The organism is Leisingera sp. ANG-DT, assembly GCF_000813785.1.
In the GTDB taxonomy this organism is placed as follows: Bacteria; Pseudomonadota; Alphaproteobacteria; order Rhodobacterales; family Rhodobacteraceae; genus Leisingera.
Map to the genome: position 1 here is coordinate 1 of NZ_JWLE01000013.1, position 20,189 is coordinate 20,189.

General features: G+C 58.8%; 12 protein-coding genes and 1 tRNA gene. 8 read left to right on the forward strand and 5 right to left on the reverse strand.

The genetic code is table 11. From position 1 onward, the window contains the following. Positions 1 to 1,030: amidase (locus RA21_RS13740; RefSeq protein ID WP_039149832.1), on the forward strand; the 1,030-nt coding region annotated here is incomplete at its 5' end. A gap of 6 nt (positions 1,031 to 1,036) precedes the next feature. On the opposite strand, the gene RA21_RS13745 is transcribed toward RA21_RS13740, so the two are convergent. Continuing rightward, the gene (locus tag RA21_RS13745) at positions 1,037 to 2,026 is read right to left on the reverse strand and encodes a hypothetical protein (RefSeq protein WP_039149835.1); all 990 of its coding nucleotides are present in this window, start codon (positions 2,024 to 2,026) and stop codon (positions 1,037 to 1,039) included. Positions 2,027 to 2,193: 167 nt separating this feature from the next. Here RA21_RS13745 and RA21_RS13750 point away from each other — a divergent pair, with 167 nt between their 5' ends. Beyond that, positions 2,194 to 2,685 carry a hypothetical protein gene (locus tag RA21_RS13750; RefSeq protein WP_039149838.1) on the forward strand — a complete coding sequence of 164 codons (492 nt, stop codon included), beginning with the start codon at positions 2,194 to 2,196 and terminating at the stop codon, positions 2,683 to 2,685. A gap of 43 nt (positions 2,686 to 2,728) precedes the next feature. Here the strand turns inward: RA21_RS13750 and RA21_RS13755 are convergent, their stop codons facing one another. Next, complete coding sequence (locus RA21_RS13755) at positions 2,729 to 3,604, reverse strand: hypothetical protein (RefSeq protein WP_039149840.1); 876 nt, start codon at positions 3,602 to 3,604, stop codon at positions 2,729 to 2,731. Between the two features lie 203 nt (positions 3,605 to 3,807). Here RA21_RS13755 and RA21_RS13760 point away from each other — a divergent pair. The 4 genes from RA21_RS13760 to RA21_RS13780 all read left to right on the forward strand — a co-directional run bounded on the left by RA21_RS13760 (position 3,808) and on the right by RA21_RS13780 (position 11,872). After that, a tRNA-Thr gene (locus RA21_RS13760) sits at positions 3,808 to 3,883 on the forward strand. 1,011 nt (positions 3,884 to 4,894) lie between these two features. After that, positions 4,895 to 6,235: a diaminobutyrate--2-oxoglutarate transaminase gene (gene ectB / locus RA21_RS13770; RefSeq protein ID WP_052254204.1), complete on the forward strand. Its 1,341-nt coding sequence runs from the start codon at positions 4,895 to 4,897 to the stop codon at positions 6,233 to 6,235. A gap of 314 nt (positions 6,236 to 6,549) precedes the next feature. Continuing rightward, entirely contained in the window at positions 6,550 to 10,614 is a 4,065-nt protein-coding gene (locus tag RA21_RS13775) for a Pls/PosA family non-ribosomal peptide synthetase (RefSeq protein WP_052257660.1), read from the forward strand. A gap of 133 nt (positions 10,615 to 10,747) precedes the next feature. Continuing rightward, positions 10,748 to 11,872: a hypothetical protein gene (locus RA21_RS13780; RefSeq protein ID WP_152610548.1), complete on the forward strand. Its 1,125-nt coding sequence runs from the start codon at positions 10,748 to 10,750 to the stop codon at positions 11,870 to 11,872. A gap of 218 nt (positions 11,873 to 12,090) precedes the next feature. Here the strand turns inward: RA21_RS13780 and RA21_RS13785 are convergent, their stop codons facing one another. The 3 genes from RA21_RS13785 to RA21_RS13795 form a co-directional block, all read right to left on the reverse strand. Next, the gene (locus RA21_RS13785; protein ID WP_039149848.1) at positions 12,091 to 13,095 is read right to left on the reverse strand and encodes a hypothetical protein; all 1,005 of its coding nucleotides are present in this window, start codon (positions 13,093 to 13,095) and stop codon (positions 12,091 to 12,093) included. Positions 13,096 to 13,318: 223 nt separating this feature from the next. Then, positions 13,319 to 14,476, reverse strand: a complete 1,158-nt coding sequence (locus RA21_RS13790; protein WP_039149853.1) for an NAD-dependent epimerase/dehydratase family protein — start codon at positions 14,474 to 14,476, stop codon at positions 13,319 to 13,321. Between the two features lie 93 nt (positions 14,477 to 14,569). Continuing rightward, a complete protein-coding gene (locus RA21_RS13795) occupies positions 14,570 to 17,173 on the reverse strand; it encodes a glycosyltransferase (protein ID WP_039149856.1) in 2,604 nt (867 codons plus the stop codon). Positions 17,174 to 17,296: 123 nt separating this feature from the next. On the opposite strand from RA21_RS13795, the gene RA21_RS22015 reads away from it, so the two are divergent. Together RA21_RS22015 and RA21_RS13805 are read left to right on the forward strand one after the other, a co-directional pair. Beyond that, positions 17,297 to 18,313, forward strand: coding sequence for an NAD-dependent epimerase/dehydratase family protein (locus tag RA21_RS22015; protein WP_206540060.1), 1,017 nt, complete (start codon positions 17,297 to 17,299; stop codon positions 18,311 to 18,313). Then, positions 18,313 to 20,145 (forward strand): DUF4422 domain-containing protein, encoded by a 1,833-nt coding sequence (locus RA21_RS13805; protein ID WP_039149859.1) that lies wholly within the window; start codon positions 18,313 to 18,315, stop codon positions 20,143 to 20,145. Before RA21_RS22015 ends, RA21_RS13805 begins: the two co-directional genes overlap by 1 nt. The last annotated feature ends 44 nt before the right edge of the window (positions 20,146 to 20,189 follow it).

Here is a 20,189-nt window from a genome sequence, read left to right on the forward strand (position 1 = left end):
CCGGCTGCGCGCAGCCGGTGCGGTGATCACCGGCAAGACCAATACACCGGAGTTCACCCTGTCGGGCCAAACCGCCAACCTGGTCTCCGGCACCACCCGCAATCCGCTGAACCCGCAAAAATCCGTTGCGGGAAGCTCCGGCGGCGCGGCAGCGGTACTGGCGGCAAACATGGCGGCGCTGGCCGACGGCTCCGACCTGGGCGGCAGCACCCGCACCCCTGCCGCCTGGTGCGGTGTGGTGGGGATGCGCCCTTCCTCCGGCCTGATCCCCTATGATCCGAACCCGGCACCTTTTGACGGGCTGTCGGTGCCGGGGCCGATGGCGCGGACGGTGCGGGACCTGGTGCTGATGCTGGAGGTGATGCAGGGCAATGCGGCTTGCCAGCCGCTGGGGTACTGGCAGGCGCTGCCGCGGCTGGCGGAGCTGGAAGAGGCCCCTGCACCGCGCTCTGGCCGGGTGGCGCTGTCACTGTCCCCGTTTGGCTCCAGCGTGGAGCCATCCGTACAGGCGGCGATTGCCCCGGTGGAGGCGCTGTGCCGCGAGCTGGGCTGGCAGGTCGCGGAAGACACGCCGCCTCTGGAGCCGCTGCTGGCGCATCAGGACATCATCCGGGGCCAATGCGCGCTGCAGCTCCGGTCTGCATTGCAGCCGGATATGGCGCTGGCGGGCGAAAGCTACCGCACCGCTTGCGCCCAGGCCGAGGGGCGCAGCCTAGCGGAGCTGATCGCCTATCAGACCACCCGCGCCAAGGTCTGGGCAAATGTCTGCGCCTTTTTCGAGCGTTACGACTTTGCCCTCTGGCCCACTGCGACGGGGATGCCGTTTTCCGCTGACCTGCGCGACGGGGAGATCACTGAGGACTGGCGCACGGTGACGCTGACACCGCCGATGGAGCTGCCCTCAGCCTCCATCCCCTTTGGCAATTCCGCTGACGGGATGCCGGTTGGGCTGCATATCACCGGGCCGAAAGGGTCGGATGCGCGGCTGCTGCAGTTTGCCCGCAGCATCGAGCGGGCGATCCAGGGCTGACGTGCCTCAGCGCATCCAGAAGCCTTCGGACTTGATCCGGTTGCGGATCGCCTGCTCGCGCCGCGGCAGGTTTTTGCGGTCAAACAGCGCCCGCACCTTCTCGCCGCGGCCCTGATAGACCATGCGCTTGATCGGCTCGTAGCCTTTCAGCACCTTTTTGATCCTGTTTGGTGCGGCAACCTCCTGCAGCACTTCCACCACGCGGTCGCTTTCGCGCGCGTAAAGCAGCGGGAACAGCCGGTAGTGGCAGCTGACCTCGCCGTCGAGATAGCCTGCGGGCAGCGCATCGCGGCCGCCGCCGAAGGAGTGGATCACCAGCGGCAGCACGATCTGGTCCAGCCAGGGGTCCAGGCTTTGGCCCGCCAGTTCCTGCGGCGGGTCGTTCCGAACAGATTGCGCATAAACCAGAAAGCGTTTGCCAAAGGCCCGCGGGCAGGCGCCATAGAAAAAGCCCGCGTTGAAATAGAGGTAACGCTTCCAGTACTCATCCGGCTGGCTGAGATCGAGGCTGGATAGAAAATCAAGGCCGAAGCGGTCATAGAGCGCCTGCCAGATGCCCGCGTAGCCCGGACCGTACAGCGTCGGTTTCGGCCAGGTGCCCTCAACCCGCAGCGAGGCGCTGGGGCGGGAGAAGTCAAACGGCACCTCTGCCAGCTCGCCGGTGATCAGCGTGTCGGTGTCAAAGAACACAAACGGCTCCCCCTCGGGCAGCGCTTGCAGCGCCTCGATCTTGTTGCCATAGGGGTAGGCCGCGCCGAACAGCTTGCTTTCGAACGGCAGGATCTCTGCGCCCAGATCCGCAAGGGCCTGCAGGACATCCTGATTGCGGATGCCGGGATCTTTGTCCCACAGCGGCCCCGGCTGCGGCACGGCCACGAACAGGCGGCCGGCAAAGCCCGGGGAACAGTGGCGCAGCGAGGCAGCAAACAGCAGCGCCTCATACTGCAGCCGGCCCGCTTGGCCGACGATCATCACATTGAAGGGGGCATTTGCCATTGTTTTCCCCGTTTTCCGTCTCTGCCGGGCGGTTAGGACTGCGCGTTAAGGCAGCAAAGAGAATTGCCTGCTAAGCTAGCTATAAGCCGGCAGGAAGCCGCGCAACCGGCCTTAGGAATTTCAGGGCGCCTTGTGACGCAAAAGGCGCCCGAGAATGGAGAGAGACGATGTTTGACGTAATCCTGGCCATCATTGCCGCCTCGGCCCGGCCCGGGGTGGACAGCGGCGCGCCGGCAGCTGCCGCAGCGGCACCCGCCGCGGAAGCGGTGCAGACCGCCCTGACCGCGGAACCGCAAGAGGCGACTGGCAGCTTTACGACCGCGCTTGAGGTCAAGCCGATCCTGGCGGCGACGCAGGCCAACTGGATCCATGTGCGCGAGTTTGATGGGCAGGATCTGCTCTATGTGACCCACCTGTGGTCCTGGCGCTGTGGCCTGGCGCAGATCAAGCTGGGGGTGAACGGCCAGGCGCCGGAAATCTGGCCGCTGCCGGACTGCCATCTGGACGAAGGCTTTCCCAACATGATCAAAGAAGAGGACGGCCTGCCCTACCGCAGCTACCCGCTGGGCTCGATCCAGCAAATCGCCGTCGAGGTGACCTATGATGATCTGACCTCCGAAAGCCTGACCTTCGGCCGCAACGGCCAGCCGGTGCAGTAATACGGAGCAGACGCGGCCTGCAGTCCGCGAAGCAAACGGGCTGTTACGGGGAAATGAGAGACACGCCGGGGATACGCTGGATGGAATAGAGATCCTCCTCATAGGCCTCGCTCATTTCCGCGACCAGCCCTGTAGTCCAGCCGGGGAAATCCAGCTCCTCCTCGAGCGCGTCCTCCCGTGCGAATTTTTCGAGAAAGGCTGCGCACACCCGGCGTTTGTGGATCTCTGTCATATCCGGGTGTGCGTCCAGATAGGCGCGCAACCGCTCAACCCCTGCGGGCTGCATGAGCGACGCCAGCAGGTCGAACCCGCCCTTGACCGGCGCTGACATTTCCAGCCCCGCGAGGTCACGCAAAACCTGGCCCCAGATCAGTGGCAAATCCTCGTAGCACCAGACCGTGATTGGCATCTGCGGCACCGCCTGCCGCATCCGCTGCAGCAGGCCGGACCAGCGCAGCTGCAACGGATCGCATCCCTGGAGAGCTTCGCGCACGGTGCCGCGGGCGGATTTTGCAAACAGCGCAGGCAGAAAGGCCGCCGGGTTGCGCAGCGCCATGAAGATTTCCAGCTGATCATAGGGAAACAGCTGCTGCAGCCCCTGCAGCCGCTGCTCTGCGTCCGGATAAAAACTGCTGCCCCGCAGCGCATGCCGCGGCGAACCGAAGAAATGCGGGTTCGAAAACACCACCCGGCTGGCCGGGCTGTCATCCAGAATGGCATCCCACAGGACATCAGGCGCCTCTGCTGCGGCGGTGCCGCTTTTCATGGCGGCCAGGCAATCCTTCAGCAAACTGCGGTATTTTCCGGGACCGGGTACAGCGACGCCTTGCCGTGACAGCGCGCCTGTGTTCTTCAACAGCGCCTTCAGCAGCAGGTCCTCCTCAGTGGCATGCGCGCCGCAGTGAATGATGACCTGCATGAGCGGACCCGTGTTTGCCTGTTGCCTGTGTCCAGACCTACTGCGGCGCGGCCGCCAGGTCAAACCAGAGGCCAGGCACCTGCCCGGTCTGCAACGGATATTCATCAGGTTTTCCCCACATGAGAGAAGGCCTGTCCGCTTGTTGAAAAAGACCTCTTGCGACCGACCCGCGAACGATGCTAAGCGCGGTTTCACAGCTCAGCGCCCCTATAGCTCAGCTGGTAGAGCAACTGATTTGTAATCAGTAGGTCCGCGGTTCGAGTCCGTGTGGGGGCACCATTTTCCCGGATATCAGTTATTCAGAAGCAACCAGGTTGCGGTCTGCACAGGCGGATGAAAATACCTGCGGCAAAACTGCTCTGTATTTCGCTGCGGCGGGAAAAGACTTCAATTGCCTGCGCAGATGCGGGCGGCTTGCCGGCACTGTATACCCAAGGCGTTTCTACAAAATGCTGGCTTCGATCGCCAGGCCTCAGATGCGGAACGTGCTCCCGGCTCTCGCGCCGAGCTGCAGTTTTTGCTGAGCACTGGTCGCCAGCTTCAATGGCCAAAGTGTAACCTGGCACTCGAAAAAGTGAACTGGAGCTAGACTCCAATTGATGCTGGGAAATTCAAAATGATACCCGATCCGCGCTAGTATGGTGGGTCCGCATTTCAAATAATTTCTTGAAAATTTCGCAAAAATGACATAAGCTGATACTGCCATGCAACAGTGAGTGGTTAAATTATCCTAACATGGTAAACCGTGGACTTGATGCGTTCATCCGGGATCACGGAGAGCGTTGAATAGCAATTTGCTATTCTTCTCATTTGCTAATGGAGCAAAACTAGGGGGTTTATTTACTAGGGGGGGTATCAAATGATTGTTAGGCCAGAATTGCGCTGCGAAACACAAAGCAGCGCAAGCGTCCGTTCTGCACCTAAAAGCCTGCTTTCTTCTCGTGGAGAGCGTGCGGCCATCCGCAAGGACGCCGCCACCGGGCATGTGGGCAATTCTCCGAAGGCAGACCTGAAATTCCAGCTTGCAAAGACGAAAACCGGCTTGTGGCAAGTTCTGGATGCCAAGTTTGCTTGCGGCGGAGTGTTTCAGGACCGCGTGTCTGCCACGCGGTTTATCCGCCAGGAACTTGCCGGCTGCAGGGCGCCCCTTGTGTACGTGCTGATTGGGTCCTCAGAATAGGCGCCCCTCCTGCACGGCCCCGAACCGGGCTGCCACACAACTTCAAATACAGTTAATTTCCCCGGCCAGACCTGTTTCTGGGGTGTGCTGCGTTAGATATGGAGAATACCATGGAACACGTGCAGCAATTCGGATCGGAAAATGTCCAATTTTCCGAAACCGGACTATTTGCGAGATATGAATCCAATGTGCAATCCTATGCCAGGTCAATGCCTGCAGTTTTTGCAAAAGCCGTCGGCTGTGAAATCTGGAGCGAGGCGGGAGACCGCTATCTCGACTTTCTATCAGGTGCAGGATCACTGAATTACGGGCACAACAACCCCGTTCTGAAAACGGCACTGACCGAATATGTGAATTCGGATGGCATCGTTCACAGCCTTGACCTGCACACAGAGGCCAAGGCGTTCTTTCTGGCGGAACTTGCGGACACCATCTTGCGGCCCCGCGGGCTGGATTATGTTGCTCAGTTCACCGGGCCGACCGGCACAAACGCGGTGGAAGCGGCGTTGAAACTGGCCAGAAAAGTGACCGGCCGGACCACTGTTGTGCACTTTACCAACAGTTTCCACGGTGTTTCGCTCGGCTCGCTTTCCATGACCGGCAATCAGACCCTGCGCAAGGCGGCCGGCGTACCGCTGCAGGGGGCGGTTTGCATGCCATTCGACGGCTATCTCGGGGACGGCGTGGATACGATCGCCATTCTGGACCGGATGCTTTGCGACAACTCCAGCGGCATCGACCTGCCAGCGGCGGTGCTTGTTGAAACCGTTCAAGGGGAAGGCGGCCTCAACCCCGCAAGCCGGGAGTGGCTGCGCAAGCTTGAGGCGCTGTGCAACCGCCTGGAGATCCTGCTTATTGTCGACGACATTCAGGCCGGCTGCGGACGCACCGGCACGTTCTTCAGCTTTGAGGCGGCGGGCATTGTTCCGGATATCGTCACGCTGTCGAAATCCCTCTCCGGCTATGGGCTGCCGCTGGCGATAGTCCTGCTGAAACGGGAACTGGATCAATGGGAGCCCGGTGAGCACAACGGAACCTTCCGCGGCAATAACCATGCCTTCGTGACCGCCGCTGCAACGCTGCGCCACTATTGGCGGACAAAGGACTTCTCCCGGGATGTCATGCGGAAGGCTGAATATCTCGAGGGACGCCTGCAGGGCATCGTCGCCCGGTTCCCCGGGCATCTGGAGAGGGTCAAGGGGCGCGGGTTCATGCGGGGCATCAGCTTTGCGAACGCAGGCAAGGCCGGTCAGGTGCGCGACCGCTGCTTCGCCCTTGGGCTGATCTGCGAGCGCTGCGGACCGGATGACGAAGTCGTCAAATGCATGTCGCCTCTGACGATCACCGACGGGGAACTGGCCGAGGGACTGGACATCCTGGAGCGCGCCACCGCTGATATTCTGGGTGCGCGAGGCAGATCCGGCCCGAAAATCCGCATCGCGAAGTCCTGACCCGGCAACTGTGCATCAGCTTTCCTAACCGCTGGACAGCGCTGTTGAGGGACGTTTGCATGAGAATTCCGGCTCAAAGTCTGCCGTTCTGCGACCCTTGAGCCGGAAAGGTTGGGAAGGGGGGCACAGTTTTCCTTCCCAACCGGACTGCGGGCACCGCATTTGCGAGCCTGCAGCCGCATCCATCCACGCAATCCCCGCCAGGGCGACGGAAAGCACAGAGCACAGCACCACCACGCAACGACGCCTGAACAGCCCGCGCTGCACGGCGTTCCGGCCAATGGAGCTCAAAAGTGCTTACGTGTCATTCAGCAGTGAACTCTGTCCGCTGGCAGCCCGGTGAACGGCTGCACCACCTGTTCGAAAGACGCTGCGATGAATTCGAGGCCGCCGGCGACAGTGACCACCTTGCAGTCATTTCCAGGGACGCAACGCTGACCTTCCGGGATTTGGACAACCATGCCAACCAGCTGGCCCGCTACCTGCTGTCAAACGGGCTGGGACCGGGCAACCGCATTGGCCTGATGTTCGACAAATCCGCGGCATCCTATACCGCCCTTCTGGCGGTGCAGAAGATACACGCCGCATATGTGCCGCTGGATGAAGGTTTCCCCCGCGAGCGCATAGCCTTCATTCTGGAAGACGCGGGCGTCGACGCGGTTCTTTCGCTTGAGCGGTATGCCGGCTGCTTTAGCGGAATTGATCTTCCCGCACATTTTCTGGACTTCGCTGCGCCGCAAATCGAAGCCTGCAGCACTGCCCGGCTGAGCCCCGCTGAACTGACAGGCAAAGGCGACGAGGTTGCCTATCTCATCTACACGTCAGGCACGACAGGGAAGCCGAAGGGTGTCGTGATTGAACAGGCGAGTATCTGCAATTTTGTGCGGGTCGCAGCCGAGACCTATGGCTACCGGCCCGACGACCGGGTGTATCAGGGCATGACGATTGCGTTCGACTTTTCCGTCGAAGAGCTTTGGGTGCCGCTATTGGCCGGGGCGGCACTTGTTCCCACCAAGCAGGGAGTGAGTCTGGTCGGAGAAGAACTGGCAGATTTTCTACGCCGGCGCCAGGTCACTGCGATGTGCTGCGTGCCGACGCTGCTGGCGACATTGGAAGAAGAATTGCCAGACCTGCGGCTGCTGCTTGTTTCGGGAGAGGCATGTCCGCAAGGCCTGATCTCGCGCTGGCACCGGGATGGCCGCACGATCCTGAATGCCTATGGCCCAACGGAAGCGACCGTTACATGCACCATAACTGAACTGCACCCGGACAAGCCGGTCACCATCGGCGGCCCGCTGCCCAGTTATTCGATTGCCATCCTCGACCCGGACGAGGACACCGAGCTGGCAGATGGCGAGCTGGGGGAAATAGCCGTCGCAGGCGTTGGCTTGGCCGCCGGCTATCTCAACCGTCCTAATCTGACAGCCAGGAAATTTGTTCCCGATTGCCTGAACGGCCCCAACAATCCCTCCCGCCGGCTTTACCGCACGGGCGATCTGGGCCGTATCAACGCCGATGGCGAAATCGAATTCCACGGCCGGATAGACACCCAGGTCAAACTGCGGGGGTACCGTATCGAGCTGACGGAAATCGAGTCGGTGCTGCTTGAACTTCCTGAAATCTCTCAAGCCGTCGTCGACACCTGGGAAACCGAACCCGGAACGCGGGAGCTGGTTGCCTATTACGCACTCAATCAAGGTGTTGCAGCGCTGGACAAGGAAGCCGTCGCCCGGAAGCTGAAGGGGAGGCTGCCGGCCTATATGATCCCTTCATTTCTGGAGGAGCTGAAACACATTCCAATGACCGTCAACAACAAGGCGGACCGGAAGCAGCTGCCGGCCCCGGCCGGGCCGCGCTTCATTGTCAGCAGCAAGAATGCGGTTGCCCTGCAGGGCGAAGTGGAGGAATTGCTCGCCGGGCAGCTTTACCCGATCCTGGATGTTGAACTGATTTCGGCGGACGACCATTTTTTTGATGATCTTGGGGCCCACTCCCTGCTGATGGCGCGCTATTGCGCGGCACTGCGCAAATGCCCCGAGCTGCCGAGCATCTCGATGCGCGATATCTACCTTAACCCGACAATCCGTAAGCTGGGCGATTTTGCAAAGGCCGCAGCACCTGCCCCGCAGGTCCGCAAACCGCCGCAGGCGCCCAAACCCGCACACATCGCAAGCGACCGCGCGTACCTTCTTTGCGGAGCTGCGCAAGCCGCCTGGATGATGGCCTATGGGCTGGCGGGCTTGTGGCTGATTGTCAAATCCATTGAATGGGCGCTGTCGGGCAGCCCCACCGCCGTAGAGGCGGGCGGGCGCATGATGCTCGCCGGTTTTGGTCTGTTTGTGCTGTTCAGCCTGATTCCGATTGCCGCGAAATGGACGCTGATCGGCCGTTGGAAGCCTGGGCGTTTTCCGATTTGGAGCATGGTGTATTTCCGGTTCTGGCTGGTCAAGGGACTGGTGCGCAGCGCTCCGCCGGCCCTGCTCGCCGGCACGCCGGTCTACAATGTCTATTTGCGCGCCCTTGGTGCCAGGATCGGACGCGGCACTGTTATCCACTCCGCCACGCCGGTCTGTACCGATCTGCTGTCAATCGGCAGCAACACAATCCTGCGCCGCGAAACGGTTGCACTTGGTTACCAGGCCGAAGCCGGCTTCATCGAGACCGGGCCAGTCACAATCGGAGATGATGTGTTCATCGGCGAGGCCAGCATTCTTGAAATCGGCTCGTCAATGGAAGACGGAACCCAGCTTGGCCACGCGTCGAGCCTGGAAAGGGATCAAGTTGCACTTTCCGGCAAGCGCTATCACGGCACCCCTGCTGTCGAAACAAAGGACGACTATTGCAGGATCGAACCGCGCCGCTGCAGCGAACTGCGCCGTTGGGCCTATACGCTCGGCGGATTGGTCTTCGGCTTCCTGATGTTGGGGCTGATGTCCAGCCTCTTGGGCGCGGTCATTCTGGGCGGCTATGTGAATGAAATCGCCGCGATCACTGACCTGCGGGAAATGGCAATCCTCGCCGTGCAAGTCACGTTTGTCCTCTACCTCGTGGCCTTTCCAGCCGGACTGCTGTTTATCGGCATCATGCCCCGCATTGCACATAAATTCGTGGAGCCCGGCCGGGTCTACACGTTGTATGGTTTTCACTACTTCATGCACGGCCTTGTTGCCCGCTGGTCGAATTCACGCTTCTACAATCTGATTTTCGGCGACAGCTCGGCAATTGTCTATTATCTGCAGTATGTGGGTTTTAGCCTGAACAAGGTGATACAGACCGGCTCCAACTTCGGGGTCAACCAACGCCACACCAACCCGTTTCTCTGCGACATTGGCACCGGCACGATGGTTTCCGATGGGCTGTCTATGATCAACACTGAGTATTCGGCATCCTCTTTCCGCGTGCTGCCCGTGAAGATCGGTGCGCAGAATTATCTGGGCAACAACATCCACTACCCGGCTGGCGGCCGCACCGGTGAAAACTGCCTGATCGGGACTAAGGCGATGATACCTGTCGACGGGCCGGTTTTGGAGAATACAGGCCTATTGGGTTCGCCTCCCTTTGAGATTCCCAGGGCCGTGCAGCGTGACACAGAGATGGCGAGCAAACTAGAAGCAGCTGCCCGCGCCGGCCGGCTGAGGGTGAAAAACATCCACAATCTGAATACGGCGCTGATCTATCAGGCAGCTATGCTTGTGCTTGTCTGTATCATGCTGTTCTCGGCTCAAATCGCCTGGCAGAGCTATCTGGTGGTTGGTTTTCCGGCCTTAGCAGTCGTGGCGATCGGCATGAGTTTCTTCACAATCGGCTATTTTGTCTTTTGTGAACGGGCCAGCCTCTCCTTCGGCAGGCTGAAACCGCGCCAGGCAATTGTGCTTGATGACTACTTCTGGTCGCACGAACGGCATTGGAAAATGACTGACCATCCTGTCATCAACCTGTTCGCGGGAACACCTATGCGCGGGATTATCGGCCGTCTTCTGGGCATGCGGATCGGGCGCAAAATGTTTGATGATGGTGCCCAGTTCGTGGAACGCACCCTGATCAGCATCGGTGACAACGCAACTTTCAACTATAGGGCGACGCTGCAGTGCCACTCCCTGGAGGAAGGCGTGTTCAAATCGGACTGCATCTCAGTGGGCAGCGGGGCCACGGTCAGCGTTGGCGGCTTTGTCCACTACGGAGCTTGTGTTGGAGACAATGCGGTTCTTGGTGCCAACTGCTTCCTTATGAAGGGTGAAGAAGTCGGTGCCGGCGATGTCTGGTGCGGCAACCCGGCCTGCCCTCCGCCGCACACCGAAACCGAAGGCGCACTGAACTTCGGCCACCGCGACGCAGAGGTGCGAATAAACGCTTGCCAGCAGCCGATCTGTGCCGAATGATTCAACCGGGCATTGCTTGCCCGCCGTGTTGCAGACGGCAATTGAGTGCGTCATGTTCGACCGGCAGGGATGCCCTGCTGTAGGCAGTATCTTGAGCACGGACCGGGCAGGACCTCAGGAGGACCGCAAGGAAATGAAATCCATTGTTGTGACATGCGCGGTGTGCGCCTTGGCGCTTGCGGTGCCTGCGGCTGGCTGGGCCGAAGAAAACCGTCTGGTTCTTCTGGATGGAGCAGACGGGGCAGATGACGAAAGCTATGATCCAGCCGCACCCTTTCTGGCTGAACTGACATTGGAATATCTCCACAACGACAGTGATGATCCGGACGATCAGGAAGACGAATACACAGCTACGCTGGATCTCGAGTTTTATTTGAACGAGAACGTCTTGCTGGTTGGCACCTTGCTTGGCACATCGGTGAAAGGTGAGGGAACATTCCCGAACGACTACGATTTCTATTTTGAAGAATTGTACCTGAATGCAGAGATTGACAGCGTTGGTGTCTTCGGCGGCAAGTTCAACCCGGTGTTCGGAATAGGTTTTGATGACGTGGCCGGAGAGCTCTACGGTGCGGGCTTTCACGACGATTATGAACTGACTGAGCGGCTTGGAGCAGGTGTCTACTACTCCTTCGAGGATGCTTTGGGCGGTGAACACATCCTAGGCGCCAGCGCCTTTCAGCTGGATACCAGTTTCCTCGCCAAGAGCTTTTTGCGCGGTGAGCGGCTTGCGTCCCGTACAGACGGCGGGCTGAGCAACACTGGCGGCCTGAATTCCTACAACATCTGGCTGGAAGGCGAAGATGCCTTTGGCATCGAGGATTCCCGCTACAACATCACTTACCGCTCGCAAGAGGGCGGGCTTCCGGGAGAGGCAACGGAAACCGGCTTTGCCGCTGGCGCCAGCAAGCTGTTCGAGCTTGCCAACGGCAATGAGCTGGAAGTGTTCGCCGAACTGGTCAGCCTGGACAACTCGCAAGACGACGGCGTGACCTTTGATCAGGAAACCTTGATGGCGAACGCCGCATATTATTTCGGCGCCGACTGGGTCGCCACACTTGGCGGCGGCGTGCAGGACATCGGCAACAGCAGCGACACATCCGAAATTGCCAATGGCAGCAACCGCTTTGCCACCGCGTCTGTGGGCAAGACTTTTTTTGACAGCCTGTATGTGGAGCTGGCATACAAACGCGAAAAGACGAGCGGCAGCTACGAAAACTCCGCTGGCGTTTTGTTTTCCTATAGCGTTGATTTTTAAGTAAGGCTGGAAAACTGCGCGAATTTTGGCGGTTTCAATTGTCCCCCGTCAGCCAGCCGGAAACCTGCGACGCCCTGCCTGATGCCTGGTTGTGCAGTTTGGCAAAGATCTCAAGCGGCTCCGAAATCATGCCAAGCGGCAGTTTAACCAGATACCGGCTTGGAAGACTGGCTCCCTCAGGAAAAACTGCACAACCAAATCAGGCGTTCCAGCATCAATCAGGACACTTTGAAAATATTGCCATTGGTGATTTGGCGCACTGCCCGGTCCATACGGAATTGATTGCCCCGATCGGTGTGCTCATCCGCCAGCAGATCCTCGTATCTATCGGCCACGGCACGCAAGTGTTCCAGAGCGTCATTCTTGCGGTCCTTCAGTGCCATCAGGTAGCCGCGCGACAACTCCAGGAAATACTCGTACTTGCGCTCAATACCCGGGAAGGCAACAGCGTCGTGATATGCCAAGCATTCTTCGTAGCTGCCTTGGGTGAAAGGATCATAGTCAGCTACTTCCTGCGGTACGTCCTTGATGCTGGTATAAATTGATGACGTGAAGACCTGGCCCTCCCAGCGGTAGTAATCCCTGAGGTAGCCCATCGTGACCTTGATCCAGGGCAGCCGGTCAAAGAAGAAGTCCTGATTGATCAATACAGAGTTCCCACCGATCATCGAGGGGTAAAACTGTTTCGAGACATGGGCGTTCAAGCGCATGGTTTTGCAGACATCTATGAACGCTATCTCGATAGGAGCGCCCTCCCACACTTCTTCGTTCAAGTCACCGATGTGAAGCGAGATCAGGTCTCTGTAGGGGTCTACGTTCTTTTCCAAAATGGGAACAAAGCTCTCCCCGAGAACGTAGGGTGTGCCATGGAAGACCCTGTTTTTGTCGATCTTGTCGCTGGCAGGCGCAGGCAGGAACCCCAGTTCGTAACCGTGCAGAGGCCTGGCATCGGGAAAACCCGAGAAATCCATTCTGGCAAAGTCCGGGTTGGATTGGAGACCAGAAGCACTGGCAACCAGGGAAGATCCAAAGAAGCTGCCGCCGTCGATGATGGCCCCATCACCGCGGTACAGCTTGCTGGTCAGAGCAGCCAGCATTGCCCGTTCCATATATGACAGCATGCCCGGTGCGCCGCTCTGGCGTTGGCTAAGCACTAGGTTGGGAAGGTCAAGTTTTTCTACAAACGAGCTGCCGACGACCCCCGCCGCAATCACTGAATACATATCAAATCACCCTTTTCTGTTCTGGCGCGCCACAAACAACCGGTAGCAGTTCAAGCCAGCCGAGGAGAGGCTTAGGTCTGATGCCTACAGCGGCAGTTACGAGCAAGGAGGCGGCCGGGAGAAGCAATCCGCCCGGCCGCCGTCTATGCTTATAAGAAGTCAGCTGCCGGAAAGGCCCAGAAGGGTCCCTTGGGGGTCAGCCGCTGTGTCTCCTTACCGCTGTTTACTTCCAAAGCGATACACAAGGGATTTTAGATGTGTCGCAGCGCGTAGCGTACTTCTGAGCGATCTCGCGCACTTCTTCCATCAGGTTTTCTTTCAGCCTGACGGGCTCAAGGCCAAGATACATGAAGCCTTCGTTGTTCACTTTCAGCTCATTCTCGGCCATTTCGTTCCGCGGGTTTTCGAGATAGGAAATTTCAGCTCCCATCATGGTGCGAAGCATTTGAGCCAGGTCGCGAACACGGTGTGTCTCCGTCATCTGGTTCAGGATCCGGACACGTTCGCCTTCCTGCGGCGGGCTTTCCAGTACCAGTTCAATACAGCGGCAGGTGTCCTGGATATGGATGAAGGCGCGCGTCTGACCGCCTGTCCCGTGCACAGTGACTGGATAATTGACCGCCGCTTGCATGATGAAGCGGTTCAGAACCGTGCCGTAGTCTCCGTCGTAGTCGAAACGGTTGATCAGCCGTTCGTCCAGCTTGGTCTCCGGCGTTTGCGTTCCCCACACGATACCCTGGTGCAGGTCGGTGACCCTGACACCGTCATTCTTGTTGTAGAAGGCGAACAGGAGCTGATCCTGGCATTTGGTCATGTGGTAAATCGACCCCGGGTTCGGCGGGTACAGGATGTCCTGTTCGATGTCGCCCGAAGGAGTTTCGATTTTCACATTCAAATAACCCTCCGGGATCTCAATCCCGGCGGTGCCATATCCATAGACCCCCATGGTCCCGAGATGGATCAGATGGGCATCCGAACCAGCCTCGACCAGAGCCGCCAGAACATCGTTGGTCGCATTGAGGTTGTTTGAGACTGTATAACGTTTGTGCGCCGCGCTTTTCATGGAGTAAGGCGCAGCCCGCTGTTCCGCAAAGTGGATTACGGCATCCGGCCGCTCTTCACGGATCAGAGTGAGCAGCCGTTCATAATCCTGCCCCACCGTCAGGTTTTCAAAGCGGATCGTTTTGCCGGTCAGCTCCTTCCAGACACGCAAGCGCTCGCCGATCGGCCGGATGGGGGTGAGGCTTTCAACCTCAAGCTCTACGTCGATTTTCCGGCGGGAAAGGTTGTCAACGATAACAACGTCATGCCCACGGTTTGAAAGATAGAGACTGGTCGGCCAACCGCAGAACCCGTCTCCTCCAAGAATGAGAACTTTCATCCAAAATTCGCCTTATGATTGTTTTGAGTGGAGATTAATACCGCTTAGATTTTTTTCGCAAGCGGAAATGCGCATTTGAAACTGGAGCACTTTTTACTGCTGGAGCTGCCTGAATGAACTCTCCGGCAGGGCGGCCGCCTTGCCGTGGTCTTCCTCCAAGTCAGCACCAGACGTCTGCCCGCACTCAGCTGACAGCGGTGTTGATATTGCCTTGGCAAGCGCCAATGCGTGCGAGGCCTCTGTCCGCTCCTGTAACAGAGCGTCGCGCAATTGCAGCGCATTTGCGCGCGCCTTCGCGGGATCAGCCAGGACTTTCCGAAGGACGGCGGCCCATTGATCAGCAGGCGCATCCGCGGGCAGGCAATGGGACAGCCCGGGACGCAGCACTTCCCGTGTCCCGCCGGCATCCGCCCCCACAAGCGGAATACCCGTCATGCCAGCCTCCAGCAGTTGCACTGGCACCCCATCCCACGCGGAGGTATAGAGCCACACGTCGGCTTCCCCCAGCGGCAGGCTGGCAAAATGCTCATATTCCCCTTCCAGGCATACATTGGCAGGGCGATCCGGAAGCGGCGGCCCTCCTTCCAGCACACTGGAACCCCACATCCGGAAGTCCGCTTCCGGCAGGCTGCGGGCAATCTCATATACCAACCCGGCTCTCTTTTGCGGATCCATCCGCCCGCCCCAAAAGATCTGGGGACGCCGGCCCGTGCCGGATGGCGGCGCTGGCGCGGCCGGGATCGAGCTGTCTGCCGGACTCGGCAGAACATGCACCCGCTCAGCCAACTGGCGCGGCAGCATAAAGCGTTCACAAAGTTCGCTGGCCAGGAACTGGCTGTCCGTGAGAATTCCCGCCAGTTTCTGGAAATGCGGATAGACACGCCTAAGCGGGTAACCCGTCCAATATCCATAAGGGGTTTGCTCGTTGCAGAACAGGCAGGCAAACAGGCGTGCCGAAGACGCGAGCGCTGTTCCAAAAGGGGTCATCGCATCCCAAAGAAGCCGGGAATTCATATTGAAGACACATTCCGGATGCAGAGCCCGCAAAAACTCCACCAGAACCCGCAGCCGTGCCTCCTTTTCCAGACCGGACGTCAGTGCTGCGAAGTCCACCACGCGAACACCCGGCGGCAGTTTGCCTTCTGGCATGGCTCCGGATTGATCCGTCAGGATAACCAGCACTTCGTTCGCATCACCGTCTGCCAGCACTCGGGCAATATGGCCTTCGAAGCGCGGCGCAGCACCGAAACGCGGACGGTTCACGCAAATCACATGGCGCGCGCGCCGGTGGCCTGCAGCGCCATTCAAGCGCCACATCGCCGCCGTGCGTTCCGATACTGCATCCGTGTGGAACGGCGGAATCTTAACCTGCAGAGCCTGCATCCACCCTTGTTCAACCAAGGGTTCGTGCTGAGCGGCACGCGCCACCTGTGCACCCAGCTCTCCAAACTCCAGCCGCTGGCGGAGCCCGCCGTACCGGGACCTCCACAATTTAAATGCATCCCCTGCGGAACAGCCGAGCATCTCGGCAATTGTGCCGAACGCAGTTACCGGGCGGGGCACATATCCCTCATGCTCGCCTTTTTCCAGCCAGTGCAAAAACGGGTTCATCCCGCTGCGGGCCACATCCGGATAGCTTTTCAGGTAGGCTTTGGTGGAAAACCAAGGAGCCGGATTACGGCCTTCTTTCCAGCCGGCTCGGACATAATGCGCTACCGGGTCAAAGTTTTCGAGAGCGGCAATGTCCGGGTAAGAAGCAAGGTAGAAAGCGTAGTCAAACTTGGCCCGTATAACCTTGTAAGCCCGCCGGTCGCGCCAAGAAATTCTCCCCTTGTGCGCCCGGGCACGTTCCACCCGCGCTGCAAATGCAGCGCCGTAATGCGGAACCTGCTCAAGCTGCTGACCTGGGGGCACGTGCGGGCTTTCCGGAGGAAGTGCAACCTGACCGCAAGCGCCAAGGTCTGCAACCCGGTCCACGGCCATTGGCTCCAACTGCCGGACAACTGCCTTGCGCGCACGGCTCTCAGTAACCAGAGACGCGTCGCGCCGCCGCTTGAAGATAATTGTGTCAGGCGCGTTCAGGTGCAGCCAGCCGCCCGCCATTGTTTCGATAGAAAACTGCCAGTCCTGAAACGACAGCCCCGCCGGAATATCACGTGCAGAATATTGAAACTCCAAATGTGCCTCGCGCGGAGCAAGGCACAGGCTGTCGTAGTAATTCATGCAATAGAAGTGATACGGCGAGAACAAAGGGTCTGTCTGGTCTGGCTTCAAGAACACCGAATGCGCCCCGTCAAAGAGCCAGTTGAGTTCAGGGTGCACGATCACCCGGTGCCCTGCCCGCTCCGCTTGGCGCAAGCGGTCCATCCCGTTGCTGAGCCAGTTTTCCGAAAAAAGGTCATCAGCATCCAGGAAGGCAATGCTACGCCCCTTTGCCAAACGCACGGCGGCATTGCGCACCCTTCCCAGGTCACCCTCTTCGAAACTGATTTTCCGCCAATTCAGAAGTTGAGGCTGCGAGAACCACTGGCAGGTTTCTTCAGTCGCATTGTCCAGCGCGACAAGGCGCTCAACTGAATATCCCTTGGCTTCGGCAGCACGGATCGCATCATCAGCTGCCCTGATCGTTGGCCCGCAGACCAGCGTTTCATCGTGCGCCGTGAGAATTACAGACAAATCAAAACTGATGCCCGGCACTGCTCTGCTTCACCCCTGAACGGATTTTTTGTTTTCAACGCCCGTCCACAGGACCGAAGCACCGCTGCAGCCCCTGGTATTAGAAGCACGCCATCAATAATTTCGCCTTTTATCGCGCAGCGATTGCGGGTACGCAACCCTCAGACGAAAGGATTTTTCATGAAGAACAGCTCTGCATTTATCCTGATTGGCGGCTATGGTTTCGTGGGCCGCAACATCCTGGATGTTGTCCAGAACGGCCCTGAATTCGCCGGGCTGTCCCCCGCTGTGATCGACAACATGTCCAATGCGGCACCGGGCCATGAAACAATCGACGTTCCAGCCTATTGCGGCGGCTATGAGGAGCCAGGTGCCAAAGATTTCCTGGCTGATCTGGACAAGCAAGAGTTCAACGGCCGCATCTTTGTGTTCCTCGCTGGGGAGACCCGGGTCGCCGAATCCAAGGACAGACCCCTTGATTTCATTGAGGCAAATATCAGCCAGCCGGCCGGTTTCGTTCTGGATGCCGTGAAACCCGGCGACCACTTCATCTTGATCTCAACGGCTGGTGCTCTCTTCGACGGCACCTTCGAGGTCCGCAACACCTCCGCATATTGTCCCAAGAATTTCTACGGCGCCACAAAGGCAGCTGAAGAAATGATTCTGGAAAAGCTGGTCGAGCTGCGCGGCGGCACATTCTCGGTTATCCGGATGACTAACGTTTATGGCTGCTATTCCGAAAACAAAAAAAGCGCCATCCACGCCTTCACCCGCGCAGCACTGGAAGAAACGGATGTGTTTATTAACGGCGACGGCGAGCAGCGGCGCGATTTCATCTATGCCGGGGATGTCGGCCGTGGCATTGCTACCCAGGCGCTGAGGGTTCAAAACGGCGCAGAAACGTCCCGCGTGAACACGCTGGGCGCCGGAGTTTCAACTTCGTTGATGGATGTTGTCAGTGCGATTGAGGCTGCAACCGGCAAGACGCTGAGCTACACGAAAATTCCAGCCGAAGAACTTCTGAAAACCGAACCCCGGGATGTCATCGCGTCACGCGAAGATACTGCGGTGCTGCTCGGGGGGGAGTTCACCCCATTGGTCGAAGGAATTCGAAGCACACACGCCTATTATGCGCGCCGGAGCGCTGGGGCTGACATCTGATGAAAACGGCCCTTTATGTCGCCTATCATAAACCGGCACCGCGCCTTCAGAGCACCTGCGTGCTCCCTGTTCAGGCAGGCAGGGCGCTGACCCGGTCTCCGATCCCCGGAATGATCGGCGACGAAACCGGCATTAACATCTCGGAAAAAAACGAAACCTGGTGCGAACTAACCGTACTCTACTGGGCTTGGAAGAACCATACGGGAAATGACCTGACCGGACTTATGCACTATCGTCGGCTGCTGGATTTTTCGGGCCGCGTTTCATCCGGTCCGGTGGAGACATTTCCGAACGAATTCGACACGCGTGCCTGGTGCCGTGAGGCCGAAGAGTGGATCATGCAGGAAGGTGCGAATTGGGACATCGTGCTGCCGCGGCCGCACCGGATGGGCAAAACAGTAGAAGAAAACTACCGGTCCGGCCACAATGCGCAGGACTGGGAAGAGATGTGCCGCATAATCCGGCGCGACCACCCGGAATATTCCGCCAGCCTGGATGCCGTGGCTTCCGGCTACGAGGTGCGGCTGGGCAATCTGGCCCTCATGGCCAAGCCTGTACTCGACAGGTATTGCAGCTGGCTGTTCGACATTCTTTTCAAAGTTGAGGCCGCTCCTGTAAACCGTGACACCTACAGCCCTTACCAGGCTCGATATCCCGGGTTCCTGTCGGAACGGCTGCTAACCGTTTTTGTCCACCACGAAGCCAAGACAAACCCATCGGCACGCATCAAGGAGGTGTCGGTCCTGAACCTCAGCCGCGCGGCGGTGTCCCCGTTCTTGGTATCTGCAGACTGCCAGGAGCAAAGCGCCGTTAATATTGCCTGTTCGGCAGACCGGGCTTACCTTCCCCACGCAGCTGCAATGCTGCGCTCGGTACTGGATCATGCAGACCCGTCGCGGCCGCTGAATTTCTTCTTCCTGCATTCGAATATCGACAATTGCGACCTGTCACTCTTGCAGGCAATGATGGATGAGCGGCCAGGCACCAGCTTTCACCCGATCAATGCCAATGGCATTTTCGAATCCAGTTACCGGTCTGCATCACGCGCACCTTCCAATGCCACTTACAACAGGTTCCTGCTCCCGTCTCTGTTTCCTGAGCTCAATCGTCTGCTTTACCTGGATGCGGACCTCATCGTCAGGGCTGACATCGGCAAACTGTTTGATGCAGATATGGGTTCAGCAGAAATCGCTGCTGTTCCCGACTGGATTATGACGCGTACCTTGTCCGGCCCGACCAGAACAATCGATCCCGAAGTCCCGGATCTGACCAAGTACCAGCGGGAAACTCTTGGACTAACAGAAGCTGAGATCGGGCGGTATTTTAATGCAGGGGTTCTGCTGTTCGATTTCGCTGCAATGAAGAACCCCGAAGCGATAGGCGGCAAGCTCCGCCGGATGGCCAGCGAGCGCCGGTATCTATTCAGGGATCAGGACATCCTGAATGTGTATTTCAAGGACAAGGTTTGCCTTCTTGATGCACGGTGGAACGTCTTCAACGCGCCGGAGCAGGCCTATGCCCGAGTACCGAGAAACAACCATGTGCAAGCAATGGCGGCCCGCCGCAGCCCTTGGATCACTCATTACGCCGACCGGGACTTCAAACCCTGGCTGGGCCATGCGGTCCCCGAAGCGCAGCACTACTGGCAGGCGCTGATCCGCACGCCATTCTATGGCGAGGTGGTAAGCGGACTGGCAAGGAAGGGCAGCCGCCGCAAGCGCAGGCTGGCCCCCTTGCTCGTGAGCGCTGGCCGCAAAACCGCAGAACGTATTCCCTTTTTGAAAGTTCCAATGCTGAAGCTCTACCATGCCTGTTCGGGCATCCGTCTCTGAGGGACGGTCAGAGGCAGCAGACGACAGCATCGAAACACATGGAG

What these genes read in the sequence shown, in the direction of transcription:
- RA21_RS13745 (WP_039149835.1), bottom strand. Translation starts at nt 2,026, where the DNA reads ATGGCAAATGCCCCCTTCAATGTGATGATCGTCGGCCAAGCGGGCCGG.
- RA21_RS13750 (WP_039149838.1), top strand. Translation starts at nt 2,194, where the DNA reads ATGTTTGACGTAATCCTGGCCATCATTGCCGCCTCGGCCCGGCCCGGG.
- RA21_RS13755 (WP_039149840.1), bottom strand. Translation starts at nt 3,604, where the DNA reads ATGCAGGTCATCATTCACTGCGGCGCGCATGCCACTGAGGAGGACCTG.
- ectB (WP_052254204.1), top strand. Translation starts at nt 4,895, where the DNA reads ATGGAACACGTGCAGCAATTCGGATCGGAAAATGTCCAATTTTCCGAA.
- RA21_RS13780 (WP_152610548.1), top strand. Translation starts at nt 10,748, where the DNA reads ATGAAATCCATTGTTGTGACATGCGCGGTGTGCGCCTTGGCGCTTGCG.
- RA21_RS13785 (WP_039149848.1), bottom strand. Translation starts at nt 13,095, where the DNA reads ATGTATTCAGTGATTGCGGCGGGGGTCGTCGGCAGCTCGTTTGTAGAA.
- RA21_RS13790 (WP_039149853.1), bottom strand. Translation starts at nt 14,476, where the DNA reads ATGAAAGTTCTCATTCTTGGAGGAGACGGGTTCTGCGGTTGGCCGACC.
- RA21_RS13805 (WP_039149859.1), top strand. Translation starts at nt 18,313, where the DNA reads ATGAAAACGGCCCTTTATGTCGCCTATCATAAACCGGCACCGCGCCTT.